Genomic DNA, 16,502 nt, shown 5'->3' with positions numbered 1-16,502 from the left:
AATCTGCTTATTATCACTTAGACTGTTCCCTCACCTTTCAATACGGTTAATTCTAAATGGACTATTAATTAGTATTGAAATTATTTACCACTATTCTTTGTAGTGACTTATGGAACAGGATTTTTCATGAGAATTGTATTACCACTGGCTTTTTTATTACTTTCAGGTTGCTCGCTCCCCCTTCCTCATTTGACCGACAAACAGATCGCTGAATTTGATTCAGACGCGTTATGCTCCGCGCTGGGGACTTATAATAACGACAGTAAATCCGTGTTGCGCTTAACCGCTGAAGTGGAACGTCGAGGCGTCGCGGTTAATCAAGAAAAATGCTATCGCATCAGCCATATGGCCATGCAAGCGGCCGTCGACGATCCGCTACACGCAAACTGCGATACACGTCCCGGCGATTACCTCCCAGGAAAACAGCCGAAAGTTAAAATAGACGGCAAATGGCACCTGCTGCCACAATCGCAATTTAACCATTCGCGCCCGCGATGCTCCTTTGGCGATACGCACGCCTGGTGGCAAATTCCAGACCCTAAATGGCTTCCCGACCCTGAAATGCTACGAATGATACGTGAGCACTACAAATAATCTGTGGTGATATCCTCGGTTCAGCTATCGTAACTCCGCCTCGTGTTGATAATAGAATTGTTAATCACGGGATTTGTAGATAAAACGAGGGTTATCAATCCGGTGCGGTGATGCTTCCCCCGCACCGGTTCCTCAGAATTACAGCGCAATTAAAACTATTTGCAGGTTATATTCCATTGATTGTAGTAATCTATCCGGGTTGAGTTTTCTGAGACAAGTGACGCCGTCACCGAAACGTCGCCCCCTTTCTCAGCCAAACTCCTGTTTTTTGCCGCTTCTGCCACCTGGACGTTGTATCTCTGCTATGCAAAAATTTCTGTTTTTATTACTCAGCCTGATTCTTTTAGGCCCACTGGGTATCGACCTTTACCTGCCCACTATTCCCGCTATTGCCAAAGGCCTAAATAGCAGCGAATCACTGATTCAATCCACCATCGCGCTGTTTATTCTGGTTTTGGGCGTCGGGCAGTTAATCGCGGGTCCATTGGTGGATAAATATGGCCGCAAACCTATCGCCATCATCGGAATTCTGCTGTATATGCTGGGTGCCGCTATGGCCGCCCTGGCAACTACGCCAACGATGTTTGTCGCCTCACGCCTGCTACAGGGAACCGCCGTATGTTGCACCGCCGTGGTGGCATTCAGCGGCGTGCGCGATCGCTTAAATGGCAACGAGGCCGCCCGCGCCTTTGGCTTTTTAAATGGCACCTTGAATATCGTCCCGGCGCTGGCGCCTTTATTAGGTGGCCTGTTAGCCGAAGCCTTCGGCTGGCGTGCCCCTTTCTGGTTCCTGGTGCTATACGCCGCTCTGGTACTGATACTGGTGATATTTTTCCTACCGGAGACCCGTCCAGCGGGAACTCAGTCGATTAAAGGCTTGCCGTTCAAAAACTATCTACGTATTTTGCGTGACGATCGTTTTCTGGTCTTTGCACTGGTGAACGCTGGCGCGATGGGAATGGCGCTGACCTATGTGTCTCTGGCTCCTAACGTATTGATGGGCGAGGCTAATCTCACGCCGCTCCAGTTCTCACTAGCCTTCGGTGCCAACGGATTCTGGATTATGTTTGTGAGTTTCTTTGCCAATAGGATTATTCAAAAAGTGGGCCGTCCAGCCTGTCTGATAACCGGTAGTCTGCTCATGGCTTTGGGGTGCATAGGCTTAATTTTTGGCGTAACACAATTAAGTACCGAAATGCAAAATAACTGGCTGACTTATATGCTGCCAGTCGCCAGCGCCTGCGCCGGTCTGGCCTTTATGATGGGCCCGGCGACCAGTTATGCGTTGGAGCCTTACGCCAATGAAGCCGGAGTGGCCTCTGCTCTGGTAGGTTTTGTACAAATGGCCGGTGGCGCCGCCTTGGGTCTGATCGCTATGTCATTACCCGTTCAGCCCAAATATTCGCTGGCATTGGTGATGTTAACCGGCTGTTTATTGGCATGGATTGCCCGTCGTGCCAGCAAACGGATGCCGACCATCATCAAGAAAATTTCCTGATAATGATTGCGGATCGCTCTGTCGATCCGCTTTCACGGAATGAATGGGATGATGTGAACTCGTCGGGTAATAGGTGGCATGGATTATTAATCGTAGAGGCTAATTGGTAGCCCGCTAAATCAGCCGTTATTTTACTCTGCCCTAACGTTTATCCTATTTTAGCTCTTACTTTGTAATAACCTCAGAGCCAGTCTTGCCAAGGCTGCTTTCCGCCAATAATGGCTAAACACCCTTTCGCCGCCTTGCGGACGCGGTTGTAGCATGGGTTGTACAAATCCCTGCGCCCAGTCAGGTAAATCGAATCCGGGCTCATTTTCCCCACTCGAAAATTTTTGAATGACTTCGCGACAGTGCCCTTCGCAGGATAAAATCGCTTCGACTTTGTCCTGCCCTGCTAGAGTTGCAGATAAAGCGACAATACGCTGACCGTCTAGGCAGCGTTGTCCCGTTCTCCAACAGTATCCCGCCATCCTCCGTTCCTGTGCCTGCCAATCAAAATGCAAATAACCGTGGTGAGGATTTCCTGCTCCCGCAGCCCAACTCAAGGTACCGAACCGATAACGTAAATGGCGAACTCTGTGCCCGTTAATCTTCAATAAACAGCCTTTATTCGTGCCCACCGAAGCCAGCAGGCATAATAGAAATCGGGGCTCTTCGCTACAATAAACGCCGCTCCACGGATATAAATAAGTATCAATCTGATGATCAATATCTGGAATAAGGCGATTCCAGTCAATGTGAAAACCCGCCAAGACTGAGATTAATCTGTCACAGTTTGGCTGAGACCTATTTAATAGATAATGGATAACAGCCATCATGATTTTCTTACGAGTGAATAGCGCATAGATAAATTTGCGGTTATCTGGCTCGGATATGAAACCCGCCCAATATTGCTGTTCTGCGTGTTTTGGCTCTGTTCTCCCTTCCATAGTCCGCAATGTCACTCGGTGCCGTTCCCGCCGCGCCAGTGAAATAGCACGCTGGACTGCTATCTCGGGTGCCTGCGTATCGCCGTGATAGATAACCAAGACCCGATACCCCCGGCGAACGTAATACAACATGGCTTCGGTCATCTGCCTATCAATAAGATGGAGAGAATGGGGATTATTATATAGAACATTGAGATCGTAACCGTCCGGCCGCGTGTTTTTCATCCATAGCTCAGTTATCGGATGGGCCAAGGAATAAAATAGATAATCTGCATTTTTAATCAATATATTATCGCCAGAGTAAAACTCAATGGCTTTGGTGTCAGTTCTGATAATCATCAATTCACCAGAGGTTTCTCTGGTATTTTTTACGCCGCTATCCCGCCGATAATGATCGGCAGCAATATTGCGCGCCAGCGTTTTCCATGCGTGGCTGAGCGTCATACGGGATAAATCAGAGGTAATCGGACCAACTGGTTGGCGCATCATATTTCCTCGCTAAAACTGTCTCGCTAACCGATAAAAAGATCGTAGATAATATTGAGCAACAATAGTTTCCCCTAGTATTGAAAATAAATAATCAAACCCCGATACTTACGACAGTGATAATGCTGACTACAGACAAAGCATAAACAGAGAGATAGATATTAATGACCGGATGAGTGTTCTTATCTGATTCATTCGCGAGTGGAGTGAATCCATTCTGGTAACTGACATAATACTCTCCTATTCGATTTCATTTATTCTCAGAATAAAAATCATGCGGATGATCAGCAGTTCAGCCACTATAAATAAATCAGATGAGGTGGCAATAATAAAAACCGAAGGGAGAATAACGATATAAATGGGTTTTATAGCCACTATTCACATGTCGCCATGTCCACAAATTCATGAAATGAGATCAAAATGATAAAGGCATATCTGGATAAAGATACGCCTTCAGGATCGGTTTCAGAATACCGGAATTTTCAAGCTTAATTCTCGATTTTCACCGGCACTCGGGTGGCCAAAGCGCACATCAATTCGTAGCCCACGGTTCCCGCAGCGGCGGCAACGTCATCAATCGGCAAATTTCTTCCCCACAGTTCAACCTTGCTGCCTGTTACGGCCTGTGGACAAGGGGTTAAATCCACCATCATCATATCCATTGATATGGTACCCAAGGTTCGAGTCAGAACCCCTTCTACCCATGCTGGCGTACCCGTTGGCGCATGGCGTGGATAGCCGTCGGCATAGCCGCAGGCCACGACGCCAATGCGCTGCGCATCGCTGGCCTGATAGCGGCTGCCATAACCCACGCCATGTCCCTTGCTCAAATCCTGAACGGCGATGATTTCGCTACACAAACTCATTGTCGGTTGCAAACCGGTATCCGCAATATCTGCCGTCCTACCACTCGGGGACGCCCCGTATAAAATAATACCCGGTCGCACCCAATCTCCATGAGTTTGACTGTGCCAAAGCGTAGCGGCGGAATTAGCAAAACTGCGCGGAGCAGGAATATTGGCACTGGCATCGCTGACGTCATTGAACTGCTGCGCCACGCCGGTAGGATTATCCGCATTAGCGAAGTGAGTCATTAACGTAATTTGATCGATATTGGCAATACTTTTCGCCCATTGCCAGACCGTTTCAGCCTGACGAACCGGAAAGCCTAAACGGTTCATTCCGCTGTTCAGTTTAAGATAAACATTAAGTGGCGCACTTAACCGCGCTCGTTGAATAGCTTCTAATTGCCAATCACTGTGTATCGTCGTAGTCAGACGATAATGGTCCAACAACGTCAAATCCTGTGGTTGAAAGAATCCTTCTAGCAATAAAATTGGCCCTTTCCAACCCTTCTCACGAAGTAAAATGGCTTCATTGAGATCCAATAATGCAAAACCATCGGTAGCGGATAAACTTTCCCATATTCTACTTAGGCCGTGACCGTAAGCATTGGCTTTCACCACTGACCATACTTTTGACTGAGGAGCACAATTTCTGATGACATTAAGATTATTATCAAAGGCAGACAAATGCAGCGTGGCAGATATCGGGCGAGGCATGCGCTTTCCTTTTACTTTACCGGATTATTTATTCTATGAAATAACGCGCGCATCAAGGGGCCGATATTACGCAGCCGCTTGATGTGCAATATTCGAAAGTCAGCGAATTGAACGCGCCGTGTGCAATCTGCCATGATTCATGGGATGAAATCCTGGACTATAACGAGCAACCGCTAAATCATCGGCGGCAATGGCGGTCTGACGGCCAGAAATAATATCGGCCAGGAGTTGGCCTGAACCGCAGGCCATTGTCCAGCCCAGAGTGCCGTGGCCGGTATTCAGATAGAGATTTTTCAGCGTAGTCCGTCCTACCACCGGCGTACCATCAGGCGTCATTGGGCGCAGCCCGGTCCAGAAAGTAGCATGTTCAACTTTGCCTCCGTCTGGATACAAATCCTGCACCACCATTTCCAGCGTTTCCCGACGGGTCTGCTCCAATTGGGTATTAAAGCCTACAATTTCCGCCATACCACCGACGCGAATACGATCATCAAATCGGGTGATTGCAATCTTATAGGTTTCATCCAGCACGGTAGAAAATGGCGCAGAATCCGGATCGGTAATCGGAATAGTCAGCGAGTAACCCTTTAGCGGATAGACCGGAATAGATACTAATCCCTGTAGTAATGACGTGGAATAAGAGCCAAATGCCACGACATAAGCATCTCCCTTGATCACGTCATTGCCACAAAGTACGCCAGCGATTTGATGCCCCTCCACCAGTAATTTATCTACTGAACGGTTAAAGATAAATTTCACTCCGGCAGCTTCAGCCATTTTCGCCAATTGCTCGGTAAATAAACGACAATCGCCGGTTTCGTCGTTAGGTAAACGTAATCCGCCGGTCAGTTTATGAGACACTTTGGCCAAGGCTGGCTCTATGGTCGCTAATTTATCAGCGGTCAATAATTGATAAGGTACGCCTGCATCCTCCAATACCGCCATATCTTTTGCCGCATTATCAAACTGTTGCTGAGTACGGAACAATTGCAAGGTTCCACCCTGACGGCCTTCATATTGGATTCCGGTATCCTCCCGCAGATCTTTTAGACAATCCCGACTGTATTCGGCCAGCCGAACCATGCGGCTTTTATTGGTCATATAGTGGGAAGTACTACAATTTTTCAGCATTTGCCACATCCAGCGTAACTGGAAGCTGCTGCCATCTAATCGGATCGCCAGCGGAGCATGCCGTTGGAACATCCATTTAATGGCTTTCAACGGTACGCCCGGAGCGGCCCAAGGAGCGGCATAGCCGGGGGAGATTTGCCCCGCGTTGCCTGCGCTGGTTTCCTGGGCTGGGCCAGACTGGCGGTCAATGACCGTCACCTCATGGCCTTCTTTTGCCAGATACCAGGCACTGGCCACCCCCACCACTCCACTACCCAAAATGATAATACGCATACCTTAACTCCGCCGATAATACATAAAGCATAATATTCTGCTGACAGAAAATTAACCTAGTGCAAAAAACTATCCAACAATTTGATTGTGGGTTGTGATTTTGTTCACAATTAATTTATATTTAGATCTTATTGCTTTTCAAGTGGTTTACATAATTAGCGATAAGATTCGGTTTAATCATCATAAACAGGCATATATCTCAAAAAATTCATTAATTTATCTATTTATAGCTCAAACAATCTGTGTATTGCCCAGGATTACTTTTGCGATATTTAATTCTTTTAAATTACCAATATCGCAGAATTAAATATTGTTAAATTAAGAGATAAGATGATAGCCCCAGCGCGTCAAAAATAAACTATATTGACATAAGGTCTTGCCTTGCTTCAGTTTGTTCAGATTGAACTAGGATTATGCAAGGGACAGGTATTTGGCCGGATGTTAAAACCGTGAGGGTGCGCTGATGACAACTTCAACTGAAAAAAAGGGCGCGCAAGATAAGCGTCTGACTGACGGACCAGACTGGACTTTCGAATTACTACAGGTTTACCTCGATCAGATCGATCGGGTCGCCAAACATTATCGATTGGATACCTATCCACATCAAATCGAGGTGATCACCTCTGAGCAAATGATGGATGCTTATTCAAGTATTGGTATGCCAATAAATTATACCCATTGGTCGTTCGGCAAAAAATTTATCGAAACAGAACAGAAATATAAACAAGGCCAACAGGGTCTGGCCTATGAAATAGTGATTAACTCAAACCCTTGCATCGCCTATCTGATGGAAGAAAACACCATTACGATGCAGGCATTGGTCATGGCTCACGCGTGCTATGGGCATAATTCCTTCTTTAAAAATAACTATCTATTCCGAACCTGGACGGACGCCAGCTCCATCGTCGATTACCTGCTGTTTGCCCGCCATTACATCAGTGAATGTGAAGAACGCTACGGTGTAGAAGAAGTGGAACGGCTGCTCGACTCCTGCCATGCGCTGATGAACTACGGCGTTGACCGCTATAAACGCCCGCAAAAAATTTCGCTGCAGGAAGAAAAAGCCCGGCAGAAAAGTCGGGAGGAATATCTGCAAAGTCAGGTCAACTCCCTATGGAAAACCCTGCCACGCATTGCCCGGGAAGAAACTCAGACTGAAGCGCTGCGCTATCCGAGTGAACCCCAGGAAAATATTCTCTATTTTATGGAGAAAAATGCCCCTTTGCTGGAGTCCTGGCAGCGGGAAGTTCTGCGCATCGTACGCAAAATCAGTCAATATTTTTATCCGCAAAAACAAACTCAGGTCATGAATGAAGGTTGGGCCACTTTCTGGCATTACACCATTTTGAATCACCTGTATGACGAAGGTCGTGTTAGCGATCGGTTTATGATGGAGTTCTTGCACAGTCATACCAACGTGGTGTATCAACCTGCCTATAACAGCCCTTATTACAGTGGGATAAACCCATATGCGTTGGGTTTTGCCATGTTTCAGGACATCAAGCGCATCTGTATGTCGCCAACGGAAGAAGATCGCTACTGGTTCCCAGGTATTGCCGGCTCTGATTGGTTAGAGACGTTACATTTCGCTATGCGTGATTTTAAAGACGAAAGTTTTATTAGCCAGTTTTTGTCGCCGAAAGTCATGCGCGATTTTCGTTTATTTACCGTGCTGGATGACGATAAAAACAATTATCTGGAAATCTCAGCTATTCATAATGAAGAAGGTTATCGGGCGATTCGCAATGAGCTGTCTGCTCAATACAATCTGAGTAACCATGAGCCGAATATTCAGGTATGGAATGTCAATTTACGCGGCGACCGGTCCCTGACCTTACGTTATATTCCGCAGGATCGCGCGCCACTGGATAAAAGTCGTCGGGAAGTGATGAAACATATTCATCGTCTCTGGGGATTTGACGTACACATTGAACAATTGAATGAGGATGGCAGCACCGAGCTACTGGAAAGTGCGCCACCGCGCGAAAGCAAATTGTAACTTTTGCCTTCGTCTTACACGGTTTTATCGCGAATACCGTTTCTCAGATAGCAAAAAGGGCCGAATGGCCCTTTTTCATTTTCATTCACCGTTCTAACGGCGCGCTTCGGCCAGATCGCTCGGCATAGTGCCTTGCATACTGTGCCAGATCGCCCCACTTTCTTTCCCGTAGTTACGCAAACATTCCATAACCTGATCGTATGATTTGTTTTCACACAGGCTAGCTAACTGGCTATAAAAGTTCAGCGCTAGCTTACGGGCGTCCGGGTTAGAGAAATAATAACGCCCAACGCGAGTATAAAGACCTTTTAGTCCGTTCAGGATTAGTCCGTAAATCGGATTGCCGGAAGCAAATGCCAGACCGCGGAAAATTCCGTAGTCCAAAGCAGTGAAAGCTTCTGCGTGATCTTCTACCTCTGACGCTTTCGCCAGTATATCCAATGCCTGATCGGGATGTTGGCGGAATGCGGTCCGCACAAAAATCGAAGCGATATTGGTTCGAACAGCGAGTAAATTATCTATCAATTGAGGGACGCTATCGTGATCTAGGCGAGCCAGTGTTTCAAGAATATTAAGGCCCGACGTCTCCCAAAAATTGTTTACTTTTGTAGGCTTACCGTGCTGAATGGTGAGCCAGCCATCGCGAGCAAGACGTTGCAATACTTCCCGCAAGGTCGTTCTGGTTACCCCGATGAGTTCTGAAAGTTCACGCTCCGCGGGCAAAATAGATCCTGGAGGGAAGCGATTATTCCAAATACTTTCAATAATGTACTCTTCCGCGAAACCGGCAGGACTTTGCGCCTTTATAACCATGTGTGTGACGTTCCGTAGCGATATTTTTCAGCAATTTAATAGAGCTTATCATACCAGACGCGCCGTGTATGATATAGCGTCGCAGCAGAACAATTGGTGAAAGCGGTCATAAAATGGCAAAAATCGCGCCAACTCCACTCGACTAGTCATAATTGTACAATCGTTAAATCGCTTGCTCAAAGCATGCCGTAAGCTTGATTATTAACTGAACCATAGAAAAATTAAGGGGATAATGACACACAATGGATATGACCAATCGACAGGCCCTGATAAAGAACTTTCTGGGCAACTCACCAGACTGGTACAAAATAGCCATTATCGGCTTTCTGATAATAAACCCTCTCGTCTTTTTCTTCGTCAGTCCCTTTGTCGCGGGGTGGATGCTGGTCGTTGAGTTTATTTTTACCTTAGCGATGGCGTTAAAATGCTACCCGTTGCAGCCCGGCGGTTTATTGGCGATTCAAGCGATTATTATTGGGATGACCAGTCCGCATCAGGTTGCGGAAGAAATTGCTAATAATCTCGAAGTGCTGCTGTTATTAATCTTTATGGTGGCTGGTATCTATTTTATGAAACAGCTGCTGTTATTTGTCTTTACCAAGCTGCTGCTGAATATTCGGTCGAAAATCATTCTGTCTTTGGCCTTTTGCCTAGCTTCGGCCTTCCTCTCTGCATTCCTCGATGCGCTAACGGTTATTGCCGTGGTTATTAGCGTATCCGTTGGTTTTTATACTATTTATCATCATGTTGCCTCTAATCACAGCGATAAGGACGTCAACGATGACAGCTGGATAGATTCGCAGGAAAACCGTAAAACACTGGAGCAGTTCCGCGCCTTTTTACGCAGCCTGATGATGCATGCCGGTGTAGGTACTGCACTGGGCGGCGTAATGACGATGGTTGGAGAACCACAAAATCTGATCATTGCCAAAAGCGCTGGCTGGCATTTCTTCGATTTCTTTATTCGCATGCTTCCGGTCACGTTGCCTGTATTTGTTTGCGGTTTATTGGTCTGTCTGCTGGTTGAGCGTTTTAAACTGTTCGGCTACGGTGCGGAATTGCCGGATCGTGTGCGCCAGGTTTTGAAAGAATACGATCAGCAAGCCTCAGCCAAACGCACGCGTCAGGAAAAAGTGAAATTAATCATTCAAGCGTTAATTGGCGTTTGGTTGGTTTTAGCATTGGCATTACATTTAGCTGAAGTGGGTCTGATTGGGTTGTCCGTTATTATTCTGGCCACGTCTTTGTGCGGCGTTACCAACGAACATGCGCTGGGCAAAGCATTTCAGGAAGCCTTGCCTTTTACTGCGTTATTAACGGTATTTTTTGCCGTGGTTGCGGTCATTATTGAACAGCATCTGTTTACGCCGATTATCCAGTTTGTCCTACAGTCCTCGCCATCGGCGCAACTGTCGCTGTTTTACCTGTTTAACGGTTTGCTCTCTTCCGTCTCTGATAATGTTTTTGTCGGCACCGTTTATATTAATGAGGCTCGGAGCGCCTTCGAACAAGGTATTATCTCCCTACAGCAGTTTGAATTACTGGCAGTGGCTATTAATACCGGTACCAACCTACCTTCCGTTGCCACGCCTAACGGACAGGCCGCATTTTTATTCCTGCTGACTTCCGCACTGGCTCCGCTTATTCGTTTATCCTACGGAAGAATGGTGTATATGGCACTGCCCTATACTATAGTCATGACGCTGGTTGGTCTATTGTGCGTTGAGTTTGCATTAGTTCCTATGACCGAATTAATGATTCAATCGGACCTGATCGCCGTGCCCCAAATTGATCCAGGTGCAGGGATTACACACTGATTCCTTGCATTCTGGCCTCAGCCAGCCCTACACTTTTATACTAAAGGGCTGGCTTAAAATGCCATTAACTTCACCAAAGATGAATTTTTATCCGTTAAATCGTGGCCTAAGCGATAAACAGATGATTTTCGCTTAATTTCGTCGCCGGATAGCTGGCAGCAATGATGAATTGGTTTACACTGCCACTACAATTGCTTACTGCATGGAATATAAAGATATGTTGCAATTTCTTAACCGTTGCTCCCAAGGGCGCGGTGCTTGGCTTTTAATGGCTTTGACTGCACTTCTGCTTGAGCTGGCCGCACTCTATTTTCAACACATCATGCTATTACAGCCATGTGTAATGTGCATTTATGAACGCTGTGCGTTGTTTGGCATTCTTGGTGCTTCGCTGCTTGGCGCTATTGCGCCCAAATCACCATTACGCTATTTAGCGATTGCATTGTGGATATACAGTGCCTGGAAAGGCGTTCAATTGGCGTGGGAACATACCATGTTACAGCTTCACCCTTCCCCATTTGCCACCTGCGATTTCTTTGTTAATTTCCCGACCTGGTTGCCACTGGACAAATGGCTACCTTCTGTATTCTTAGCCAGTGGCGATTGCTCAGTGAAACAATGGGAATTCTTATCTCTTGAGATGCCTCAGTGGTTAGTCGGTATATTTGCCGCCTACCTTGTCGTCGCTATTCTGGTTCTTATTAGTCAATTTGTTAAACCCAAAAGACGTGATCTGTTTGGCCGATAAATAACACTCCCCTAATCTTAAAAAGGTGCTAAAAGGCACCTTTTTTTATTTTAATAATAACTATAATCATCCGTCTCTCAGAGAGACACCCTAAGTCAATCACATTCATAACCCACCCTACAATATAAGCCCCGTTTAGAATCAAATAAAATAAAATTTTTTTGACTAACCTTATCTATCTAACTATTATCAGCGGCAAAAAAAACTGCTATCACCTACTAGTAATACTGATAATAATATATAACTTCGTCATGACAACCTTATAAACAGGAAAACACTGGGAGATTAAGATGTTTTGCCTCAAAAAAAATGGGGTCGCCCTATCTGTATTTATTATCCATGTAATTGTGAATATTATTTATCTCCATATGGGTAATAACATGCTAAAAGATACCGCCCGGTTCAGTGCTCGAACAGCCGAACTGACGGATAAAACCATACCCGCGCTTACGGCCTTCAGGTGCTTAATTACTGACACCTTGCAATTAAGGCAGTTGCAGCTTCAACTGGTTAATGCCCACGATGATAAAGATATTGAGGAGGAACGAGACGTAATAAATGAGTTAATAATAAGAATAGAAAATACTTTCTATATGTATAGTAAAACCTTGTCTGAGAGCGATAATCGACAGGATATTGATGATGCGTATCATGCTTGGCTGCGTTATATTAGCCTAAGTGAAAAAGCCATCTCGCTTTATCAGAACGGATTTTTTAATCAAGCGAGAAATATCTTATACAGCGATGCGCTTAGCTATTTTGTCGATTTTGAACTCCGGAAAATTCGACTATTGATAAACAGTAGTGAGCAACTATCCGAGGCTAAAATGGCCATCGCGGAGGTAGATAAAAGCGCCAAGGCATTATTCATTTTGGGACTAGGATTCAGCTTACTTCTGCAAATAACCTATTTGGTTATTATATTCAAACAGGTCATAACCAAGAAGAGAGCGATTAAAGAAGCTAATATAGACCCGTTAACACATTTATTTAATCGGCGTAAATTAGTAAAGGACTGGGAAGTCATCCATTCGCTGAACAAACCCATTACTCTGGCTGCCGGTGATATTGATCATTTTAAGAAAATCAATGATACCTACGGGCATCCTGTGGGTGATTTTATACTGTGCGAGTTGGCTAATATGCTCAAAAAGAACAGCCGAAAGTCAGATATGGTGATACGTATTGGTGGTGAGGAATTTGCCATTATCTTTATCAACTGTCATGTGGAAGAAGCTTATCAACGAATTGAAAAAATCAGGAAAGAGGTCGAAGAGACGATCTTCACTCCAGCAAGCGGGGATAATATTAAACTTACTATTTCATTTGGGCTAAAACAGCTAAGTAAGGATACACCATCGTTAGATTCGCTATTAAAGGCCGCAGATAACAATCTCTATAAAGCCAAAAAAGCTGGACGAAACCAAACCGTTTATTAATTCGTTATAACGACAGCCCCTGAATGGGAAGCAGGGGCTGCTTTACCCTTTATCCTACAGAGAAAACGTAAAACTCTAACGGTATCACCGGCAGTGAAACCTAGGCTTTAAGACTTTTACAGGTGAAATTCAATGTTTTCTCACCGTTGTTCACATCCAGATAAATAGGCGTGGTGGAGATATTCAGCGCAGCATGAAAAGTGCTGTTATCAACGGTACGTTGAAAAAACAGACGTTCGCCATTGGCATCATTTTTAATTTCGGTGAATTTAAAAATAGCACCATCAATGGTCAGTTGTTGGTTAGGGCCATCCAGCAAACTTTCTGACTTTATCCCCGATTCAGTTAAACACTGTAAACGCATCAACGGTGATGCCAATACTGAGGTAGAAAATGTACCTATGACCATCACTAATCCAAAGGCATACAGCTCTAATTTATTTTTTTTCATGGTATTCAACTTATCATTTTAATCTTACCCGTATTATGTCATATCCGGTTAGACAGGTAAAAAATGTCACGGTTTTAATTGCATTAAATCAATATCCTGATGCCGTCAATTCCCGTTATGTTAACGGACTAGGGTTTTTACCTGACCAGACGTAGAATAGGTCGTCATGTTCATTCACCTTTAGATTGAACAACATATAGGAGCGCAAAAATGAGACGTACAACCATGATTATGATCGCCGTGGCAATCCTGGTCTTTTTGTTCTCTTATTTCACCGAGTCTTGATTAACTCGAAGCCGCTCTCATTTTGCGGTAAAACAGAGACGAGCAGAGTTCATTGCTCAGCCCCCCAGATTCACATTGCATAAGAGACGACTATGAAGCATTCACCGCTGCGGCGATCGCTGCTACTTGCAGGTATCACCCTTCCATTGGCCAATTTGGCATTCCCCTCATGGGCGAAATCTGCCGGTCAGTCATTATCTGAACAATTGGCCGCCCTCGAAGAAAAAGCTCAGGGTCGTTTGGGCGTTTCACTAATTAATACCCAAAGCGGTAAAGAACTTCAGTATCGCGGCAACGAAGCTTTCCCATTCTGTAGTACCTTTAAGCTGGTACTGGCGGCAGCAATATTACGCCAAAGTATGTCTCAACCTGCTTTATTGGAAAAACATATCACTTATTCTGAGGCCGACCTGCTTTCCTATGCGCCAATAGCACGCGAAAATCTGGGAAAAGGCATGACAGTCGCCGCACTTTGCGCCGCAGCGCTGCAATATAGCGATAACACCGCTGCTAATTTATTAATTCAGCAACTTGGCGGATTAGAGGGTGTGAATAAGTTTACCCAAAGCCTCGGAGACACTGCGTTTCGGTTGGATCGCTGGGAACCTGAATTAAATAGCGCTATCCCTGGGGATCCTCGGGATACCACAACGCCAAGCTCAATGGCGGCGTTAGTGAAAAAAATACAGTTCGGCGATGGATTAGCGCCTGCGCAGCAGCAACAATTGGCTCAATGGTTAAAAGGAAATACTACGGGAAATGCCAGCATTCGCGCCGGTGTTCCAGCGGGGTGGGTCGTGGGTGATAAAACCGGCAGCGGTGATTACGGGACAACCAATGACGTAGCCATACTTTGGCCACCAACGGGAGCACCGTTAATACTCGCAGTATATTTTACCCAGCATAAGAAAGATGCAGAATCTCGACGGGATGTTCTGGCTGAAGCAACGCGAATAATTTTAGCTGAGTATAAATCTTAAATAGCAGCTAACAACATTATGACTCCCCTGCTGTTTCCACGGAGAACAGCAGGGGAATATTCTCGTATTAAACATTCTTTAATCTGTTGAATCGAGTCTAACCTACTGAACACCACAATATAATAAGAAAAATAACCCCATATTTACTTAATACTAGCTATTAATATTATGCCATGACTTGATCAGCGAATAGTTACCCCCTTAATAATATTTGTTTTCTGATAAAAATCACATTCTTATATGGTTAGCATCGACGTTGTCGACTGGTGGTTTCACAATACGATAGAGAGATAAAGTTGTCTTGGCTATTTGACCAAAAATATTGTGGCCCACACCAGAGAAATATGCTTCACGAGGTCCTTGCGGTTCAAAAGTTCTCGTTCTATGGGGGATACATTTACTCCTGGCCTCTATCGGCTTAACCTTACCCAAATAGCCTATTACCTTAATCTTAAGTTGATTAGCCAACGCTTGAGCGTTTGAGAAAGTCCCTCCATTTGCACCATAGCAGCTTATCAGATTCACCGAAATGGGAGTCGTGCTTGTACTCAAACCCACTAGCTCACTGGCAATGCTTTTCGCTTGATGCACACCAATCAGAATCTTTTCATCTTTCGGACTTCGCATCATGAAAGGCATACCATGCCGTTTCACCTCAGGAGCAGAACTCCTAATAATCATTAGTCACCTCTATATTTACATTAAAGTTATCATTAAAATTTAGTAATCTACTTCGTAGAACCAATGCAATAATGAGCGTAACTAAATAACTCACACATCACTACCGCCACTAATAAAAAATAATAAAAATCCAATTAGAATAAATATTTTCATTTTAATTGAAAATATAAAATGCAAGTTTTAATCGTTTATATAAACCTAATAAGTGCCAACAAGAAATGCATTTAAAATAATGAGTAAAAACAAGAAGTGATAAGGTTATCTTACCCCTTCCCACAATGACTCAGCAGCAAGGAAAAAATAACCTATATAAGGGCATGATGAAAACATTGGATTTTAATTACAATACGTCACTGGCGCACCCGGTTTTTATAATCAATCCATTCTTTTCATCAACTGACTATCTAGCCCAGCTCGGCTTATTTAAAATAGGCGGATGTCTTAAAGCGAAGTGACATGAAGTAAGATTTAATCACGGTTTAAACAGAGTATTACCGCAAAATGACTCGCTACTTAACACGTAGTAACATCGGTTTGCGGTAATTTTTTGCCCCGTATATGCCCCGCCAGCTTTTCACTCCCCTTTCAACCTGAAATCATCCAGGCTGTCATCGAACTTCATGATGTCCTTCTCCTGCCCGGATCTCTCCAGTCACGATTCACCGAAATACACGACAACAAAACCTAAATCCGTGCTGACCGGCTTCCCTGCCAAATATTCCAAATCACTCAGGTTTTAGTGGCCACTCAATATCTGATGCGTTCGATGTATCTATCCGCATCAGCAGTACACGATAATGTTTCCAAGAAATAAGA

General features: G+C 44.8%; 14 protein-coding genes. 7 read left to right on the top strand and 7 right to left on the bottom strand.

What is annotated here, in order from left to right; all coding sequences use genetic code 11:
* Window positions 1–126 precede the first annotated feature (126 nt).
* Together AD970_RS09140 and AD970_RS09135 are read left to right on the top strand one after the other, a co-directional pair.
* Window positions 127–594 (top strand): hypothetical protein, encoded by a 468-nt coding sequence (locus AD970_RS09140; protein WP_049598145.1) that lies wholly within the window; start codon window positions 127–129, stop codon window positions 592–594.
* A 304-nt stretch (window positions 595–898) separates the two neighbouring features.
* Window positions 899–2,092, top strand: coding sequence for a multidrug effflux MFS transporter (locus tag AD970_RS09135; protein WP_049598143.1), 1,194 nt, complete (start codon window positions 899–901; stop codon window positions 2,090–2,092).
* A 158-nt stretch (window positions 2,093–2,250) separates the two neighbouring features.
* Here AD970_RS09135 and AD970_RS09130 read toward each other — a convergent pair whose 3' ends face one another.
* From AD970_RS09130 to AD970_RS09120, 3 genes are all read right to left on the bottom strand, one after another.
* A complete protein-coding gene (locus AD970_RS09130; protein ID WP_157045495.1) occupies window positions 2,251–3,510 on the bottom strand; it encodes an SAM-dependent methyltransferase in 1,260 nt (419 codons plus the stop codon).
* Window positions 3,511–3,995: 485 nt separating this feature from the next.
* A complete protein-coding gene (dadX, locus tag AD970_RS09125) occupies window positions 3,996–5,069 on the bottom strand; it encodes a catabolic alanine racemase DadX (RefSeq protein WP_049598138.1) in 1,074 nt (357 codons plus the stop codon).
* 99 nt (window positions 5,070–5,168) lie between these two features.
* Window positions 5,169–6,473, bottom strand: a complete 1,305-nt coding sequence (locus AD970_RS09120; RefSeq protein WP_049598136.1) for a D-amino acid dehydrogenase — start codon at window positions 6,471–6,473, stop codon at window positions 5,169–5,171.
* Between the two features lie 463 nt (window positions 6,474–6,936).
* On the opposite strand from AD970_RS09120, the gene AD970_RS09115 reads away from it, so the two are divergent.
* Window positions 6,937–8,472, top strand: coding sequence for a SpoVR family protein (locus AD970_RS09115; RefSeq protein ID WP_049598134.1), 1,536 nt, complete (start codon window positions 6,937–6,939; stop codon window positions 8,470–8,472).
* 93 nt (window positions 8,473–8,565) lie between these two features.
* Here the strand turns inward: AD970_RS09115 and fadR are convergent, their stop codons facing one another.
* Window positions 8,566–9,285 carry a fatty acid metabolism transcriptional regulator FadR gene (fadR, locus tag AD970_RS09110; RefSeq protein WP_049598132.1) on the bottom strand — a complete coding sequence of 240 codons (720 nt, stop codon included), beginning with the start codon at window positions 9,283–9,285 and terminating at the stop codon, window positions 8,566–8,568.
* 242 nt (window positions 9,286–9,527) lie between these two features.
* Between fadR and nhaB the strand changes: the two genes are divergently transcribed.
* The 3 genes from nhaB (at window position 9,528) to AD970_RS09095 (ending at window position 13,289) form a co-directional block, all read left to right on the top strand.
* On the top strand, window positions 9,528–11,102 hold the full coding sequence (nhaB, locus tag AD970_RS09105; protein WP_049598130.1) for a sodium/proton antiporter NhaB: 1,575 nt from the start codon (window positions 9,528–9,530) through the stop codon (window positions 11,100–11,102).
* Window positions 11,103–11,319: 217 nt separating this feature from the next.
* Window positions 11,320–11,850 carry a disulfide bond formation protein DsbB gene (dsbB, locus tag AD970_RS09100; RefSeq protein ID WP_049598127.1) on the top strand — a complete coding sequence of 177 codons (531 nt, stop codon included), beginning with the start codon at window positions 11,320–11,322 and terminating at the stop codon, window positions 11,848–11,850.
* 290 nt (window positions 11,851–12,140) lie between these two features.
* Window positions 12,141–13,289: a GGDEF domain-containing protein gene (locus tag AD970_RS09095; RefSeq protein ID WP_049598126.1), complete on the top strand. Its 1,149-nt coding sequence runs from the start codon at window positions 12,141–12,143 to the stop codon at window positions 13,287–13,289.
* 100 nt (window positions 13,290–13,389) lie between these two features.
* Here AD970_RS09095 and AD970_RS09090 read toward each other — a convergent pair whose 3' ends face one another.
* A complete protein-coding gene (locus tag AD970_RS09090) occupies window positions 13,390–13,740 on the bottom strand; it encodes a hypothetical protein (protein WP_049598124.1) in 351 nt (116 codons plus the stop codon).
* A gap of 377 nt (window positions 13,741–14,117) precedes the next feature.
* Between AD970_RS09090 and bla the strand changes: the two genes are divergently transcribed.
* Window positions 14,118–15,005: a class A beta-lactamase gene (gene bla, locus AD970_RS09085; RefSeq protein ID WP_049598122.1), complete on the top strand. Its 888-nt coding sequence runs from the start codon at window positions 14,118–14,120 to the stop codon at window positions 15,003–15,005.
* Between the two features lie 228 nt (window positions 15,006–15,233).
* Here the strand turns inward: bla and AD970_RS20440 are convergent, their stop codons facing one another.
* Window positions 15,234–15,635 carry a hypothetical protein gene (locus AD970_RS20440; protein ID WP_157045494.1) on the bottom strand — a complete coding sequence of 134 codons (402 nt, stop codon included), beginning with the start codon at window positions 15,633–15,635 and terminating at the stop codon, window positions 15,234–15,236.
* A gap of 776 nt (window positions 15,636–16,411) precedes the next feature.
* Window positions 16,412–16,502 (bottom strand): tail fiber assembly protein (locus AD970_RS20550; protein ID WP_162199323.1); only part of this gene is annotated, 91 nt, incomplete at its 5' end.

It is taken from the genome of Yersinia nurmii (assembly GCF_001112925.1).
Lineage (GTDB): Bacteria > Pseudomonadota > Gammaproteobacteria > Enterobacterales > Enterobacteriaceae > Yersinia > Yersinia nurmii.
The sequence above is the reverse complement of the archived record's forward strand: the minus strand, read 5'-3'. Positions and strand labels throughout refer to the sequence as shown.